Source organism: Polynucleobacter sp. MWH-Adler-W8, assembly GCF_001889925.1.
Classification (GTDB): Bacteria; Pseudomonadota; Gammaproteobacteria; order Burkholderiales; family Burkholderiaceae; genus Polynucleobacter.
In genome coordinates, this window is sequence record NZ_LZFI01000003.1 from 101,592 (window position 1) to 117,074 (window position 15,483).

The following is a 15,483-nucleotide window of genomic DNA, read 5'->3' on the forward strand; positions in this document are numbered from 1 at the left end:
ATCTGGTGATGAACTTTCTTACGCAAATTGATAATTTAGCGCTTATTGCCCTGCTGTTGGTTTCAGGCATAGCGCTTTTCCTACCCTCATTATCTACGCTTATTGGCGGGAAAGGCTTAACGCCTACTGAAGCGACGATTTGGATTAATCGTCGCAAAGCCTATGTCTTGGACCTGCGCTCGGAGGAGGCTTTCAAATCAGGGCATTTACCTGGCGCCAAATTCGCCAATGCTGCCGGCTTAACTGCAGCCATTGAAAAGCTCAAGTTAGACCGCAAGCACCCAGTGGTCTTGGTTTGTGAAACGGGCTCCCAGTCACGCAAACTCGTAGCCGAAGCTCAAAAACTAGGCTTTGCCGAAGTAGGCGCTTTAGATGGCGGCGTGCTGGCTTGGAAAGCAGCAGCCCTACCTTTAGTGAAGTAAGGAGAAATCGATGCCTCCAGTAACAATGTATAGCACCCAAGTTTGCCCTTACTGCGTCATGGCGGAAAAGTTGCTGACTAAAAAAGGCGTTGCTAATCTCGAAAAGATTTTGATTGATCGTGATCCGGCCCAGCGCGAAATAATGATGACACGCACTGGCCGCCGCACTGTTCCACAAATCTATATAGGTGACACGCATGTTGGTGGTTATGACGACTTAGTGGCATTAGATCGGGCTGGAAAGCTTGATCCCTTATTAGCTTAATAGATTAAACATACAAAGAAAGTTAGCAATGACTGAAAAATCCCCAGCACCCCAGGCAAGTGCCGAGCAAGCTAAAGAACCTGGATTTCGTATTCAGCGAATTTACTTAAAAGATGTATCTCTTGAGCAACCAAATGCTCCGCAGATTTTGTTGGTTGCATCTGAGCCACAAGTGCATGTTGAGATTGATATCTCCGTTGCACCCTTAAGTGAAGGTATCTTTGAGGTGGCTCTAAGCTCCACCGTGACTGCTAAAGTCGATACCAAAGTACTATTCTTGGTAGAAGCAAAACAAGCTGGCATCTTTGAATTTAGTAATATTCCGGTTGAGCAAATTGATCCCATGCTTGGCATTGCTTGCCCAACGATTTTGTATCCGTATTTGCGTTCAAATATCGCCGACATTATTAGTCGCGCAGGCTTCCAGCCAATTCATTTGAATGAGATTAATTTCCACGGCATGTATGAACATCGTTTGATGCAAGCTCAACAAGAAGCTGCCGCTAAGGATGGCGCTGCCGCTGAGAGCAAGCCTCACTAAGCTCAACGAGCGAGCCCACAGATCATGAAAGTGACACTGCTTGGTGCTGGTGCCTGGGGAACGGCGATGGCCGCGCAAGCAGCTCGCTTTCTCCAAGAAGGTGATATTGTTTTATGGTCTCGTAGCAAACAACAGTTAAAAGAAATTGAAGAGAGCGCTGAAAATCGCGCTTATCTTTCAGGGATTCAGTTGCCTGCAGGCCTCAAGTTTGAGAGCAACTTTTCTACTGCCATCAAAAGACTTTCTAGTGATGATTTATTGGTCATTGCTACACCAATGTCGGGGCTCTCAGAAACAATCGCCCAAGCTTTAAAGATTGCTGAGCACCCACTCAATATTATTTGGCTCTGCAAAGGTCTTGAGCCGAATACCGCCTTATTGCCCCACCAGGTTGTAGAGCGTGAGAGCAAGATGCATTCTCGTGGAATAACGCATTCATATGGCGCCTTATCTGGCCCAAGCTTTGCGCGTGAGGTTGGTGAAGGTATGCCTTGCGCTTTAACAGTTGCTAGCAAATCTCCCAAGTTATGTGAAGTAGTGCAGACCGCTTTCCATCACGGCAATATGCGCGTGTATTCAAGCGATGATTTGATTGGGGTGGAGTTAGGAGGCGCTATTAAGAATGTCTTAGCTATTGCCGCAGGTATTGGAGACGGCTTGGATTTGGGTCTGAATGCACGCGCTGCTGTTCTCACACGCGGTTTAGCAGAGATGATGCGCATTGTGAAGGCTGCCGGTGGCAAATCTGAAACTTGTATGGGTTTAACTGGTGTTGGAGATTTAATCTTGACTGCCACTGGTGACCTTTCTCGCAATCGTCGCGTTGGTCTTGAGCTTGCTGCTGGCAAGTCGCTACCTGAGGTTCTTGCAAGTCTTGGTCACGTTGCCGAGGGTGTGCTTTGTGCGGAGGCGGTTGGCGATTTGGCAAAACGCCTAGGGGTTGAGATGCCGATTACTTCGATGATGGGTGAAGTGCTCTCTGGAAAGTTGAAGCCGCATGATGCCGTTAAAAAGCTTATGGGGCGCGATCCTAAAATCGAATCGTAAGTACAGCAGCTGAATCGGTTTTTACTGACCGCCTGCAAGGCCATTCTGGCGCCAAGCTTCATACACTACGATTGCAACAGTATTTGATAAATTCAGACTGCGACTGCTATCTTGCATCGCTAGGCGCATACGATTCTCAGGTGGAATGGAATCCCTAACTTCATCTGTAATGCCTTTAGTTTCAGAGCCAAATACGAAGTAATCATCGGGCGCGTATTTGCCTTCATGAAACTTTCCTGAGCCCTTGGTGGTTAATGCAAAGAGATGCTGGGGATCAGGATGCTCATCATTTAAAAACTGGGCCCAATTTTTGTGGACTATGACCCGTGCAAACTCGTGATAATCGAGACCTGCTCTACGTAACTTAGCATCTTCCATGGGAAACCCAAGCGGCTCAATTAAATGTAACTTTGCTCCAGTATTGGCGCACAAGCGAATAATGTTCCCTGTATTGGGTGGGATTTCTGGCTCAAATAAAACAATATTAAACATTTGACACTCTTTAAATTGGTCGCGCAGCTCGAAGTACTACCCAATTAATTACGCGAGATACACCATTGTCCTTCAGAACGCGCGCAATTTCATTAAGGGTTGCGCCGCTTGTCATCACATCATCAAACACAATCACAGTCTTGTGTGCTAGCTGCTGAATGTAGCGCTCTTCAACGTAAAACATTCCCTGAATGGCAATGTGGCGATTACTCAAGGTGCTTCCGGCCTGGTGCTTTGCATAATGATGGCGCTGCAGCATAAAAGGTGATTTTTGAATATGCCTTCCGCAGCGAATTCGTTTAGCAATTTCCCAGCTTTGATTGAAGCCACGCTGCGCTAATTTTTCAATACTGAGGGGCACTGGCAGTAAATAATCAGCAGAAATATCTTCAAGCTCCTTACTAAGAAGTAAGTTCCATGTTCTGCCAAGGGCATTAGCAAATGCAATGCGTTTTTGATACTTCAATTCATGCAGTGGAGTTTGTAGCAATCCATCATAGCGATCCAAGCAATGGGTTGCATCAAAGTATGGTCGAGAGATTTGGCATTGCACACAACTTTGCTCTGCAATTTCTGGTGCCTGAAGTGCTATGCCACATTGATAGCAGCATTGGTAGTTCATTAAGCCATCATCTCGCAATTGATTGAGACAGCGATCGCATAGGGATGATTTTTGAAACTCCCCACAAGCAATGCAAGCCGTGGGCAAAAGCTGTTCACAAATGGTTTGAAAAATGTTCTCTGGAAATCGCATGGGGCGCTGAGTATACTGAGCCAATGACCCAGCCCCTTAGATGGTTACAAGACGAAATTGCAGATCGCATGCTGCAGAAATTAGACATCGTTAAGCTTGATGTAAAAGACATTTTGGTGGCGCCTGATTTTGCTGGCAAGCATCTGGATGTACTTGCTAAACGCTATCCAAAGGCGCGCATTTTTAGCATCGCCGAAAACGGTGTTTCAGGATTTCAAATGTGGCGTGCTAAAGCACTTAGTAATTGGCGATCCTTATTTGCTAGCAACACTAGCTCCTTCGCAAGTTACATCTCGTCTGGAAGATTTGATATTCCCGACAATTCTGTTGATTTAGTGTTCAGCGATCTTTTACTGCACGATTTGCCTGATCCGAAGCATTTTTTGCAGGAGTGTTGGCGCGTTCTGCGCGAGGGCGGCTTAATCACATTTAGCTATTTAGGGCCCGATACCGGAAAAGAGTTGCGCGCCTTGGAGCTTCCGGACGTAAAGCTGAAGAATTTATTGAGTCCCTGGGATATGCACGATATGGGAGATGCTTTGCTGGGTGAGCGGTTTTCTGATCCCGTAATGGACATGGAGTACCTCACTTTGGACTATGAGAAGCCAGCCTTGCTGTTAGCAGACATTTGTGCGCTGAAATTGATGCATTCCACCCCTCCTGAAGTCACTGAAAAAGAGGTTTTGCCGCAAAAAATCACCTTAGAGGTGGTTTATGGGCATGCATGGGCACTCGGAAAGCACCTCGCAAAGGCAAAGGACAACGTCGCCTACATTGATCTAAATCAAATTGGGCACAAGACTAGGTCAGATTCTGCCTAAGTGTAAGTGCTTACTATCATTTAAACCTCGACCAAGATTGGTTCAAGCTGGGTTAACCCTGTTTGTTGTTGCGCCTAATTAACCCTATAATCACGGCTGGATGTATTGGCTTGAGACCGTTTTTTGGGCATTTTGTGGCATTTTTGCTGCTTTGCTCACGACAATAAACAGAGAATAAGATGAATTTATTTGGAAAAGTCACTAGGGCTTCGCTCTATTTCGCAGTTGCTTTTGGCACTGCTTTTGCTCATGCAGCAGAGAACATGCCCGGTGGCCCAGCTGTTAATCAGCTGAATTTCGCGCCTCCTGCTACCAAAATCATGCAAGAGATTCATTGGTTGCATTGGATGATGTTGGTCATTTGCGCAGTGATTTTTATTGGTGTTTTTGGAGTGATGTTCTATTCCATCTTGAAGCACCGTAAATCATTAGGTCACAAATCAGCATCTTTCCATGAGAGCACGACTGTTGAAATCATTTGGACAGTTGTTCCACTGCTGATCGTTATCGGCATGGCATTGCCAGCAACAAAAACTGTTGTGGCGATGAAAGACACTACTAACTCCGACATCACTATTAAGACCACTGGTTATCAGTGGAAGTGGGGTTACGACTACATCAAGGGTGAGGGTGAAGGCATCAATTTTATTTCCACTTTGGCAACATCACGTGAAGCAATCAATAACTTAGCACCTAAGTCTGATACTTATTTGATGGAAGTGGATAACGAAATGGTTGTGCCAGTTGGCAAAAAAATTCGTTTAATCACTACTGCTAACGACGTTATTCATGCTTGGACTATCCCAGCATTTGGCGTAAAGCAAGATGCGATCCCGGGCTTCGTTCGTGACACTTGGTTTAGAGCCGACAAGATTGGTACATTCCGCGGTCAGTGTTCTGAGCTATGCGGTGCAGAGCATGCATTCATGCCTATCGTTGTGAGAGTAGTGTCACAAGAGGACTACACCGCTTGGGTTGCTGAGAAGAAAAAAGCAATGGGTGCTGGCGGTGATGATCCTTCTAAGGTTTACACCCTGGAAGAGCAAAAAGAGCGCGGCGCAAAAGTATACGCAGCTAATTGCGCGGCTTGTCACCAGCCGAATGGCAAAGGTGCTGGTGCATTCCCAGCATTAGATGGCAGCAAAGTGGTCAATGGACCTAAAGCAGGTCAATTTAATATTTTGTTGAACGGTAAAAATGCAATGCCGAAATGGGGTGGCGTTCTTTCTGATGCCGACATTGCTGCTGTAATTACTTATACCCGTAACTCCTGGGGTAACAAGACAGGTGAAGTGATTCAGACGCAAGAAATTATGACCGCACATGGCGGTAAGTAATCCAGATTAACTAATACAGATAAAAACGAAACCGGAGTAATCCATGAGTACAGTCTCTACTACCCACGATCACGCACACGACCACGCGCATGATGATCATATGCCACACGGATGGCGTCGTTGGTTGTTTGCAACCAACCACAAAGATATTGGCACGATGTATTTGCTCTTCTCATTCATCAGCCTATTGGCTGGTGGCACGATGGCTTTGGGTATTCGCCTGGAATTATTCCAGCCTGGTTTGCAATTCTTCCGCCCTGAGTTCTTTAATCAGCTAACAACTATGCATGGCTTGGTAATGGTATTCGGTGCGATCATGCCGGCATTCGTTGGTTTCGCTAACTGGATGGTGCCTTTGCAAATTGGCGCATCCGATATGGCATTTGCTCGTATGAACAACTTTAGCTTCTGGATTCTTCCAGTGGCTGCAACCTTGTTATTGAGCTCATTCCTTGTCCCTGGTGGTGCTCCAGCAGGCGGTTGGACTATGTATGCTCCGCTGACCTCACAAATGGGTCCTGGCATGGACATGGCAATTTTTGCCCTCCACTTATTGGGTGCTTCTTCCATTATGGGTTCGATCAATATCATCGTGACCATCTTGAATATGCGCGCTCCGGGCATGACTTTGATGAAGATGCCAATGTTCTGCTGGACTTGGTTGATTACTGCTTATTTGTTGATTGCTGTGATGCCTGTACTGGCTGGTGCGATCACGATGACTTTGACTGATCGTCACTTTGGCACTTCATTCTTCTCTGCAGTTGGCGGTGGCGACCCAATCATGTTCCAGCATATTTTCTGGTTCTTTGGTCACCCAGAGGTTTACATCATGATTCTTCCAGCATTTGGAATCGTTAGTGAAATTATTCCTGCTTTCTCCAGAAAAACATTGTTTGGTTACAGCTCAATGGTTTATGCAACCGCATCTATTGCGATCTTGTCATTCATCGTTTGGGCTCACCACATGTTTGCAACTGGTATGCCTGTTACTGGCCAGCTGTTCTTCATGTACGCAACTATGTTGATCGCTGTTCCAACTGGTGTAAAGATTTTTAACTGGGTAGCAACAATGTGGAAAGGTTCGATGACTTTCGAAACTCCAATGTTGTGGGCTATTGGTTTCATCTTCGTATTTACGATGGGTGGCTTTACTGGTTTGATCTTAGCAATGGCGCCAATTGATATCGGTTTGCAAGATACCTACTATGTTGTGGCTCACTTCCACTATGTACTGGTAGCAGGTTCATTGTTTGCCATGTTCGCCGGTTTCTACTACTGGTGCCCCAAGTGGACAGGTCGCATGGCTAGTGAAACTCGCGGCAAGATCCACTTCTGGACTTCCATGATTTTCTTTAACATCACATTCTTCCCGATGCATTTCTTGGGTTTAGCTGGTATGCCACGTCGCTATGCCGACTATCCAACCCAGTTTGCTGATTTCAATTTAATCGCTTCGATCGGTGCATTGGGCTTTGGCTTGTCGCAGGTCTATTTCTTGATCTTCGTCGTGCTTCCTGCATACCGCGGCCAAGGTGAAAAAGCACCAATGAAGCCATGGGATGGAGCTAAAGGCTTGGAGTGGATTATTCCTTCTCCAGCACCGCATCATACTTTTGAAACTCCACCTAGTGCTGAGCAAATGCATGAAGCCGGAATTTAATTCATCAGAGAAACAAGCCCTTGCTGCGAAAAATCGCAGGATGGGCTTCATTCTTTTGAGTGTGTCACTGATATTTTTTATTGGTATTGTGATTAAACGGAGTATGTTGGGTTAATCCCGCAATGACGATGGTTTCAACTCAATCACTAAATCGCCAGATTTTATTAAAGCTCTTAATTGCAGCGGTAATGATGTTTGGATTTGGTTACGCACTAGTCCCAATGTATAAAGCCTTGTGTGAAGCTACCGGGATTAATGTTGTAACGAGCAAAAATGACTATGGCGTTAGAGCTTTCAGCCCAAATAGGGTTGGTAATACCCAGGTTAACTATGCTCGCACGGTGATGGTTGAGTTTGACTCCAATAGCCGTGGCCCGTTTACTTTCAAACCAGTAAAGAATTTTTTAGAAGTGCATCCTGGTGAAATGACTGAGATTGTTTATGAAGTCACCAATAATCAGAATCGCCAAGTGCGAGCACAGGCAATACCAAGTTATGCGCCTAAAAGCGCAACAGAATTTTTTACAAAGTTAGAGTGTTTTTGTTTTCAGGAGCAGACACTAGCGGCAAATGAAACAAAGAAGATGCCGGTAGTTTTTGTGATCGATGCGGGTTTACCGGACGACGTGAAAACCATTACTTTGTCGTATACCTTCTTTGAGCTGGGCATGGGTGGTACACCGCCTGCGCCAAAGTCAAAGGTGGTGTCATGAAGAAAAAAAGTAGTTTTATGCAGTCCATGAAAGCCGTGATGTGGGGCTTTTTGGGGGTGCGTAAACAATCAGGTTTGCAGGAAGATGTAGCTTCACTCAGTTTTGTTCACATTATCATTGCAGGTGTTGTTGGCGCCTTGATTTTTATGGGCGTTCTCCTGTTGATAGTGAAAGCAGTTGTGTCCCATTGATTATTTTTTGATTGAATAGAGAGAATAAGATGTCATCCAATTCAACCCCATACTATTTCGTCCCTGGACTATCTAGGCATCCTGCCATGGCCGCCGCCGGCTTAATTGCATTTGGCGCTGGTATGTCTGGCTGGGTAAATCACACTTCTTGGGGCGGTGCCCTAAGTTTAGTTGGTGTGGCATGGGTTCTATTTGTGCTCTATCACTGGTTCGGCGATACGATTGCTGAATCCAATTCTGGCAAGAATGGTATCAACGTTGATATTTCTTATCGCTGGTCAATGGCTTGGTTCATCTTCTCTGAAATCATGTTCTTCGGCGCATTCTTTGCGGCCCTCTTTTACGCACGCAATATTGCAATGCCTTGGATGGGTGACGTTACGAGCAAATTACTTTGGCCTAATTTCCAGGCTGTCTGGCCAAATGATGGCCCTGCTGGATTGGTTGAGAAGTTCACCACTATGGGCCCATGGCCGATTCCAACCATCAACACATTATTGTTATTGAGCTCTGGCGTGACGATTACTATTGCTCACCATGCATTGGTAGCGAACCACATGAAGAAGGCCATTATCGGCTTGGCTGCAACTGTTGGCCTAGGCTTCATCTTCTTGTGCTTCCAGGCTTTTGAGTATTACCACGCTTACCATGAGCTCAATTTGAAGCTCACATCAGGTATCTACGGTTCTACATTCTTTATGTTGACTGGATTCCATGGTTTCCACGTATTCCTTGGGGGCACTATGCTGGCCATTGTATTGCGCCGTATGATTCGTGGCGACTTTACTGCTAAACACCACTTTGCTTTTGAAGGCGCTGCTTGGTACTGGCACTTCGTTGACGTAGTCTGGCTTGGCTTGTACATCGCTGTTTACTGGATGTAAGTTGAATAAAAAATCGGGGCTTTAAAGCCCCGATTTGTTTTAGTACTCTTGTCTTGTGCAGTAACGGTTAGTTTGTTCCCACCCTGATACCAGTAGCCTCAATGAGGCCAAAGTAGTGGGCTAGCAGAATTCCTAAAAATAGCGCGACGGACAAGCCAATGCGTAGCATCAGTGAATGAACCATGCGGGAGCTATTTCCCCTATCTTTCATCATGTAATACAAAGCCGATCCTAAGCTAAAAACAATCATTAGTAGGACAATAGGAATAATCCACTTCATCTCAAATCCCTCAATTGAATAAGCTGTTTTTTGCCCTCGTTGCCAAGCGCATAGTCGCTACTTTATCAGCCTTGCTGGTGATTGCGATCGGCTGTGGTGCTGGGGTCTGGCAACTGAGTAGGGCTAATACCAAAATTGCCTTGGCAGCGAATTTACAGGCTCGCCAACAAATGCCCATATTAAGTGCCAATGCAACACCATGGACCTTGGAAGAGGCTAGTGAGCGCCGTATGATTGCTCGGGGGCGATATATTCCCGAGGCAGCAGTTTGGCTGGATAACAGGCCAAGACCTATTCCTCCTGCTGGTAGCGCCACTGCACAGTCCGGCTTTTACCTGATGATGCCTTTGAGGCTGGAAGGGAAAGATGAGGTTCTTTGGGTGAATCGGGGTTGGGCGCCGCGCAACAATGAAAATCGCGAAACCCTCCCACCCGTGCAAACCCCAAATACAGTAGTCAATATTGAAGGCGTTGTATTTGCTCATCCCGGGAAAGTCTATGAGCTTGGGAGCGGCAAGATTTCTGCCGATGTAAACAAACCAAGAATTGAACAAAATTTTGATTTAACAGATGAAGGCAAGTTACATGGTTGGAGTCAAGCGCCCTTTATCTTGCGTGAGATTGAGGTTGGCATAGAGGATGGCTTAATCCGCGATTGGGCGCCTCTGACAAGTGGGGTCGATCGCCATTATGCTTATGCATTCCAGTGGTTTGCTTTGGCTTTTGCTGGATTTTTATTTTGGTTGCTAAGTGGCCTGCGGCAATATAAACGACAGGGATTAGTGAATGGGGATCAAGAGTGAGTGATAAAGAGTTATTAATTCCGGCTTCACAGGTGGATGCATCTGCGATTAATGCGCGTACGCGTCGTGGCCGTATTCAGATGTTGTTGTTATTGCTTGCCTGTGCCTCACCAGTTCTCGCTTCTTACTTTGCTTATTACGTGATTAAACCTGAAGGTGGAAAAACCAATTTCGGAACACTCGTATATCCAGCGCAAGAGTTCAATACGGCGTGGCTTGATGCCCCCCTCCAGGGTAAATGGACTCTCTTAGTTGCGCGTCCAGCTGGCGAATGCCACATCAAAGATGAGAAATGTATTGAAGCTTTATTTCTCATGCGCCAAACCAAAGTTGCCATGGGTAGAGAAAGCGAACGCTTGCAGTTGATCTGGGTGAATACAGATGGCAAGCCTGTTGACCCTGAGGTCCTCAAGATTTATGACGAAAAGACGGCGGGGCTTAAGGTACTTACATTGCCCTCCGACCCAAAGCAAAGGGCTGACTTTGAGACTTGGTTAAATAAAGAAGGTGTAGGACAGGAAATTCAGTTGATTGATCCAAGTCCTGCCAAGATGATGTATTTCCCAGTGACAAATTCTCCTAAAGAATTTTCTAGCATGAAGAAGGACTTGGAAAAGCTTCTGAAGTTAAATCACAAGGGCGAGAATTTGTAATGCCCAGTTTCATTTTATTTCTGGAGTTGGCAGCCATCGCTATTATTTTTGCTGGCCTACCGCTCTTCTTCATTTGGAAAAAACCTGGCTATAGCTTGTTGCAAAAACTCAATTGGGTCTTGGTCTTCATGACCTTTGATCTAATTGTATTTGGCGCATTTACACGCCTCACTGACTCTGGGCTGGGCTGCCCTGATTGGCCTGGATGCTACGGTACTTCTAATCCTTTTCATGCGCTAACGGATATACAGCAAGCTGAGAGCGCTTGGCCTACCGGGCCAGTCACAACTATTAAAGCCTGGATTGAGATGATTCATCGCTACTTAGCCATGACAGTAGGTACATTGATTTTGGTACAAGTGGCTATTGCATTTTCTAAGCTGAAGTCCTTGGGAAAAAATCCTTTGCTCGGCAGCTTGGGCTTGCTCTTATTGGTCTGCATTCAAGGCGCCTTTGGTGCTTGGACTGTCACCCTGAAGTTGCAGCCAATCATTGTTACAACACACCTGATGTTGGCCTTAGTCTTGTTGGCTTGCTTAACGGCGTATGCGCAGCAGTCATGGGAGGACAGGTCCTCTACAATTCGCACCATTCGGGTCCGGCCGCTTTCTGCGCAACTCCTCACCCTTTCCTTTATTGTTTTATTCACCCAGGTTTTCCTAGGTGCATGGGTGAGTACTAATTACGCAGTACTAGCCTGTCCTGATTTCCCAACCTGTTTGGGAAGTGCTTGGCCTGAGACGAATTGGAGTGAGGGCTTTACTCTCTGGCGTCAATTGGGGCTAAATGCTCAGGGAGAATTTATCTCTCCAGAGGCCTTGCAAACAATCCACTGGGCACATCGCCTTTTTGCCGTGATGGTATTGGTCGTGCTTGGTACTTTGGGCTGGAGTGCTCTTGCGCTGGCAACCCCAGTGCTATCAGGCCTTAGTCAAGTGGCCAAGCTATTGCTAGGAGTGCTTTTATTGCAAGTCATCACTGGTATTTCTAATGTGGTATTTCAGTGGCCGTTATTGGCGGCTTTATTACACACTGCCGGCTCTGCGGCTTTGGTATTCTGTTTGGTCAGAATGAGTTATTGGGCTTCTTGGAAGCCTTTCATTCAAAAGAAGATGGCGTAAATATGAGTGACTCTAAAACAAGCGCACCAGTGGCTATGCCACGTTGGCGTCAATATTGGGTTTTAACTAAACCCAGAGTGACTCAGCTCGCTGTTTTTTGTGCAGTGATTGGTATGTTCTTAGCGACGCCTGGCATGGTTCCGTATCCAGTGCTATTTGGTGGCGTTGTTGGTATCTGGCTTTTGGCTGGCGCTGCATTTGCAGTGAACTGTTTGATTGAGCAAGCTGTTGATGCCAAGATGAAGCGCACTGCTTGGCGTCCATCAGCCACCGGCGAAGTCACACCTTTTCACATTATTATTTTCTCAATTGTTCTGGGTTCACTCGGAATGATTATTTTGTGGAATTTTTGTAACCCATTAACGATGTGGTTAACACTTGCTACCTTTGTTGGTTATGCAGTGATCTATACCTGGCTACTAAAGCCTGCCACGCCGCAGAATATTGTGATTGGCGGTTTATCCGGTGCGATGCCACCGGCCTTGGGCTGGGCTGCAGTGACTAACACCCTTTCTGCAGAAGCCTGGCTTTTGGTTCTGATTATTTTTGTGTGGACCCCACCACATTTCTGGGCACTTGCTTTGTATCGTCGTGATGACTACGTTCAATCGGGTTTACCAATGCTGCCAGTGACTCATGGCGAGCGTTTCACACTTCTGAATATTGTTCTCTACACTCTTATATTGATTGCAGCTACGATGCTGCCATATATCTATGGCATGAGCGGTATGGTGTATTTAGTTTCGGCAATCGTCCTAGGCTTAATGTTCCTGGCCTATGTCATCGCCTTATTTATTTCCTATAGTGATGCTTTAGCCAAAAAGACCTTCCGCTTTTCTATTACCTATCTTTCGCTACTCTTTGCAGCGCTTTTGATAGACCATTATTTCCTCTGAGAGTCATATGAATTTTCTGCGCATTTGCTTTTTAGCAATTCTTTGTTTCGTATTGACTGCTTGCAGCCCAAAACCAGAGTTTAAAAATATTGATATCACTGGCAGCACCGCTTTCGGAAAAGATTTTAGTTTGGTAGATCCTGATGGCAAGGTGAGAACCTTGGCGGACTTTAAGGGAAAAGTAGTGGTGATGTTTTTTGGGTATACCCAGTGCCCTGATGTTTGCCCGACCACCTTAACTGAAATGCAGCAAGTTATGACGCTCTTGGGGTCTCAGTCCGATAAGGTGCAAGTACTTTTTGTCACTGTAGATCCTGAGCGCGATACTGCAGAGATTCTCAAGCAGTATGTCCCTGCCTTTGATCCTCGTTTCTTGGGTTTGCGTCCCGCAGATGAGGCGGCATTGGAGAAGGTGACTAAGGACTTCAAGATTTATTACAAGAAGGTTCCAGGATCTAAGCCAGGCTCTTACACCATGGATCACACAGCGGGTAGCTATGCATTTGATCCTGAGGGTCATCTACGTTTGTATATCAAGCACGCTCAAGGTCCAGAGACCTTGGCGCATGACTTGAAAGAATTGCTTAAGTAAGAGAATTAAAGAAGTTTGCTGCCTGCAAACTTCTTGCTTGATTAAGCTGCTTGCAACAGGCCGCGCATCTTTTTGAGAGCGGCCGTTTCAATTTGACGAACACGCTCTGCTGAGATGCCATACTCGCTAGCAAGATCATGCAACGTCTTAGCGCCATTACCTTCGGCATCCATGGCCAACCAACGAGATTGCACAATATTGCGACTACGCTCATCTAAGGCCATCAGTGCTTGGTCTAGCTTCGGGCCTTGCAAGGCATCTGCTTCAGCGCTAGCAATGCGAGCGGTAGGCTCCTGAGAGTTATCCGCTAGCCATTGAATAGGGGCGTAAGCAGATTCATCATCGCTGTCATCGCCCTCTAGAGCGACATCGCCACCAGCAAGGCGCATTTCCATTTCTTTAACATCGGAACCTTTGACATCAAGTGCTTTGGCCAAGGCTTCAACTTCGCTCGGAGTAAGCGCACTTAATGTAGGTTTATTGCTGCGTAAGTTAAAGAATAGTTTGCGTTGTGCTTTGGTAGTTGCAGTTTTTACTAAGCGCCAATTCTTAAGAATGTACTCATGAATCTCTGCTTTGATCCAATGGATTGCATACGACACTAAACGTGCACCATTGTTTGGGTCATAGCGTTTAACGGCTTTCATCAAGCCAATATTGCCTTCTTGAATTAAGTCAGCATGCGGGATTCCATAGCCAAGATATTGGCGAGCAACAGAAACTACTAGGCGTAAATGAGAGAGCACTAAAGTTTTAGCGGCATCGACATTTTCAGTACGACGAAATTCCTGCGCAAGATGTAATTCTTCTGCAGCACTAAGCATTGGCACGCGATTAACGTACGAAATATATGAGTCGAGAGTGCCAACCCCAAGAGTTGGCAGCATCGGAAATGCAGACGCCGACGCAGTCTGCGCGACTGGCAGCGTTTGCAAATTCGGTTTGTCGGATTTCTTTTGAACCATTTTTTCTTATAAATATGATGTATTAATAGAAGTCTATTTTAGCACTCTTGTCAAGAGAGTGCTAATGGTTTTAATGACCTCTAAGCTATTGAATTAATTGAATAATTCAGATGAATATTGTTCTGCTGTGAAGGGGGCTAAATCTTCAATCCCTTCGCCCTTGCCTAGGGCTAGAACAGCGGGTTTTGGGCCATCTTGTAGGGTGTGGGCTAGGGCGCAGATCACGCCGCCCTTAGCGGTGCCATCAAGCTTGGTAACAATGATTCCAGTGAGGCCAAGGGCGGCATGGAAGGCCTTTACCTGGCTCAAGCCGTTCTGTCCGGTATTGCCATCCAAAACAAGCAGGGTGTGGTGAGGCGCCCCAGGTAGCGCTTTACCAATGACACGTTTGACTTTCTTAAGCTCTTCCATGAGGTTGTCTTGGGTAGCAAGACGCCCTGCAGTGTCAATGATGAGAATATCGTTCTTACGAGAGATGGCAGCATGAATGGCGTCGTGTGCAACGGCTGCTGCATCACCACCTTCTTGAGTAATAACGTCAACCTGGTTGCGTCCACCCCACTCCTGAAGCTGGTTACGTGCCGCAGCTCTAAAGGTATCGCCAGCAGCCAAAAGAACTGACTTACCTTGAGACTGAAAGAGTCGGCAGAGTTTACCAATGGTCGTAGTCTTACCTGCTCCATTTACCCCTACAACCAACCACACCTCTGGGGTGTTAGGCTTATCACTTGTAAATAGTGGGTTTGGCGAAGGTTCAATAGCGGTTAATAGGGTGCTGACTTCTTGAATGAGAAGAGCTTGTAACTCCTCTGGGCTAGAAGCCTTTTCAGACTTTGCTGCTTTACGTAGTTTGGTGATGAGTTGTTCGGTCGTAGGTAGACCCACATCACTTTGAATGAGTGATTCTTCTAAAGTTTCAAACCAAGATTCATCAATCTTGCTTGATTTAAAAAGGGATCCGAGGGTTTTACGTAAGCCGAACATAATCGATACAATTTAAACCTTGCATCTTATCAATTTAATTCTAGGGATATGGTGATTTA

At 46.0% G+C, this 15,483-nt stretch carries 21 protein-coding genes; 16 read left to right on the top strand and 5 right to left on the bottom strand.

Translation table 11 applies throughout. The annotated features are described in order from the left end of the window. Positions 1 to 8 precede the first annotated feature (8 nt). From AOC28_RS03925 to AOC28_RS03940, 4 genes are read left to right on the top strand one after another with little or no spacing between them, the layout of a single operon-like run. Complete coding sequence (locus tag AOC28_RS03925; protein WP_072582669.1) at positions 9 to 422, top strand: rhodanese-like domain-containing protein; 414 nt, start codon at positions 9 to 11, stop codon at positions 420 to 422. Between the two features lie 10 nt (positions 423 to 432). Next, the gene (gene grxC / locus AOC28_RS03930) at positions 433 to 687 is read left to right on the top strand and encodes a glutaredoxin 3 (protein WP_072582670.1); all 255 of its coding nucleotides are present in this window, start codon (positions 433 to 435) and stop codon (positions 685 to 687) included. Positions 688 to 715: 28 nt separating this feature from the next. After that, positions 716 to 1,228, top strand: a complete 513-nt coding sequence (gene secB, locus AOC28_RS03935) for a protein-export chaperone SecB (protein WP_072582671.1) — start codon at positions 716 to 718, stop codon at positions 1,226 to 1,228. 24 nt (positions 1,229 to 1,252) lie between these two features. After that, positions 1,253 to 2,275 (top strand): NAD(P)H-dependent glycerol-3-phosphate dehydrogenase, encoded by a 1,023-nt coding sequence (locus tag AOC28_RS03940; RefSeq protein ID WP_072582672.1) that lies wholly within the window; start codon positions 1,253 to 1,255, stop codon positions 2,273 to 2,275. A 21-nt stretch (positions 2,276 to 2,296) separates the two neighbouring features. On the opposite strand, the gene trmL is transcribed toward AOC28_RS03940, so the two are convergent. Then, positions 2,297 to 2,767: a tRNA (uridine(34)/cytosine(34)/5-carboxymethylaminomethyluridine(34)-2'-O)-methyltransferase TrmL gene (gene trmL, locus AOC28_RS03945; protein WP_072582673.1), complete on the bottom strand. Its 471-nt coding sequence runs from the start codon at positions 2,765 to 2,767 to the stop codon at positions 2,297 to 2,299. Positions 2,768 to 2,777: 10 nt separating this feature from the next. Then, a complete protein-coding gene (locus tag AOC28_RS03950; protein ID WP_072582891.1) occupies positions 2,778 to 3,521 on the bottom strand; it encodes a ComF family protein in 744 nt (247 codons plus the stop codon). Between the two features lie 23 nt (positions 3,522 to 3,544). On the opposite strand from AOC28_RS03950, the gene AOC28_RS03955 reads away from it, so the two are divergent. The 7 genes from AOC28_RS03955 (at position 3,545) to AOC28_RS03980 (ending at position 9,130) form a co-directional block, all read left to right on the top strand. Then, positions 3,545 to 4,342, top strand: coding sequence for a methyltransferase domain-containing protein (locus tag AOC28_RS03955; protein ID WP_143143876.1), 798 nt, complete (start codon positions 3,545 to 3,547; stop codon positions 4,340 to 4,342). A gap of 179 nt (positions 4,343 to 4,521) precedes the next feature. After that, entirely contained in the window at positions 4,522 to 5,679 is a 1,158-nt protein-coding gene (gene coxB / locus AOC28_RS03960) for a cytochrome c oxidase subunit II (protein WP_072582674.1), read from the top strand. A gap of 43 nt (positions 5,680 to 5,722) precedes the next feature. Then, positions 5,723 to 7,342, top strand: a complete 1,620-nt coding sequence (ctaD, locus tag AOC28_RS03965; RefSeq protein WP_072582675.1) for a cytochrome c oxidase subunit I — start codon at positions 5,723 to 5,725, stop codon at positions 7,340 to 7,342. Continuing rightward, positions 7,326 to 7,457, top strand: a complete 132-nt coding sequence (locus AOC28_RS11575) for a cytochrome oxidase small assembly protein (protein WP_216120175.1) — start codon at positions 7,326 to 7,328, stop codon at positions 7,455 to 7,457. The genes ctaD and AOC28_RS11575 overlap by 17 nt, the downstream gene beginning before the upstream one ends. A 13-nt stretch (positions 7,458 to 7,470) precedes the next feature. Then, positions 7,471 to 8,055 carry a cytochrome c oxidase assembly protein gene (locus AOC28_RS03970; protein ID WP_072582676.1) on the top strand — a complete coding sequence of 195 codons (585 nt, stop codon included), beginning with the start codon at positions 7,471 to 7,473 and terminating at the stop codon, positions 8,053 to 8,055. Further along, complete coding sequence (locus AOC28_RS03975; protein WP_072582677.1) at positions 8,052 to 8,246, top strand: DUF2970 domain-containing protein; 195 nt, start codon at positions 8,052 to 8,054, stop codon at positions 8,244 to 8,246. Before AOC28_RS03970 ends, AOC28_RS03975 begins: the two co-directional genes overlap by 4 nt. A gap of 29 nt (positions 8,247 to 8,275) precedes the next feature. Beyond that, positions 8,276 to 9,130 carry a cytochrome c oxidase subunit 3 gene (locus tag AOC28_RS03980; RefSeq protein ID WP_072582678.1) on the top strand — a complete coding sequence of 285 codons (855 nt, stop codon included), beginning with the start codon at positions 8,276 to 8,278 and terminating at the stop codon, positions 9,128 to 9,130. Positions 9,131 to 9,197: 67 nt separating this feature from the next. On the opposite strand, the gene AOC28_RS03985 is transcribed toward AOC28_RS03980, so the two are convergent. Further along, on the bottom strand, positions 9,198 to 9,410 hold the full coding sequence (locus AOC28_RS03985) for a twin transmembrane helix small protein (protein ID WP_072582679.1): 213 nt from the start codon (positions 9,408 to 9,410) through the stop codon (positions 9,198 to 9,200). Between the two features lie 14 nt (positions 9,411 to 9,424). On the opposite strand from AOC28_RS03985, the gene AOC28_RS03990 reads away from it, so the two are divergent. The 5 genes from AOC28_RS03990 to AOC28_RS04010 are packed head-to-tail and all read left to right on the top strand — an operon-like array spanning position 9,425 to position 13,475. Next, a complete protein-coding gene (locus AOC28_RS03990) occupies positions 9,425 to 10,213 on the top strand; it encodes an SURF1 family protein (RefSeq protein WP_237767731.1) in 789 nt (262 codons plus the stop codon). After that, positions 10,210 to 10,866: a hypothetical protein gene (locus tag AOC28_RS03995; RefSeq protein WP_072582680.1), complete on the top strand. Its 657-nt coding sequence runs from the start codon at positions 10,210 to 10,212 to the stop codon at positions 10,864 to 10,866. The genes AOC28_RS03990 and AOC28_RS03995 overlap by 4 nt, the downstream gene beginning before the upstream one ends. Continuing rightward, positions 10,866 to 11,987 (top strand): COX15/CtaA family protein, encoded by a 1,122-nt coding sequence (locus tag AOC28_RS04000; RefSeq protein WP_072582681.1) that lies wholly within the window; start codon positions 10,866 to 10,868, stop codon positions 11,985 to 11,987. The genes AOC28_RS03995 and AOC28_RS04000 overlap by 1 nt, the downstream gene beginning before the upstream one ends. Positions 11,988 to 11,989: 2 nt before the next feature. Further along, complete coding sequence (gene cyoE, locus AOC28_RS04005) at positions 11,990 to 12,883, top strand: heme o synthase (RefSeq protein WP_072582682.1); 894 nt, start codon at positions 11,990 to 11,992, stop codon at positions 12,881 to 12,883. Positions 12,884 to 12,890: 7 nt separating this feature from the next. Further along, positions 12,891 to 13,475 (top strand): SCO family protein, encoded by a 585-nt coding sequence (locus tag AOC28_RS04010; RefSeq protein ID WP_072582683.1) that lies wholly within the window; start codon positions 12,891 to 12,893, stop codon positions 13,473 to 13,475. A 41-nt stretch (positions 13,476 to 13,516) separates the two neighbouring features. Here the strand turns inward: AOC28_RS04010 and rpoH are convergent, their stop codons facing one another. Together rpoH and ftsY are read right to left on the bottom strand one after the other, a co-directional pair. After that, on the bottom strand, positions 13,517 to 14,362 hold the full coding sequence (gene rpoH, locus AOC28_RS04015) for an RNA polymerase sigma factor RpoH (protein ID WP_237767741.1): 846 nt from the start codon (positions 14,360 to 14,362) through the stop codon (positions 13,517 to 13,519). A gap of 171 nt (positions 14,363 to 14,533) precedes the next feature. Further along, on the bottom strand, positions 14,534 to 15,424 hold the full coding sequence (gene ftsY, locus AOC28_RS04020; RefSeq protein WP_072582685.1) for a signal recognition particle-docking protein FtsY: 891 nt from the start codon (positions 15,422 to 15,424) through the stop codon (positions 14,534 to 14,536). Between the last annotated feature and the right edge of the window lie 59 nt (positions 15,425 to 15,483).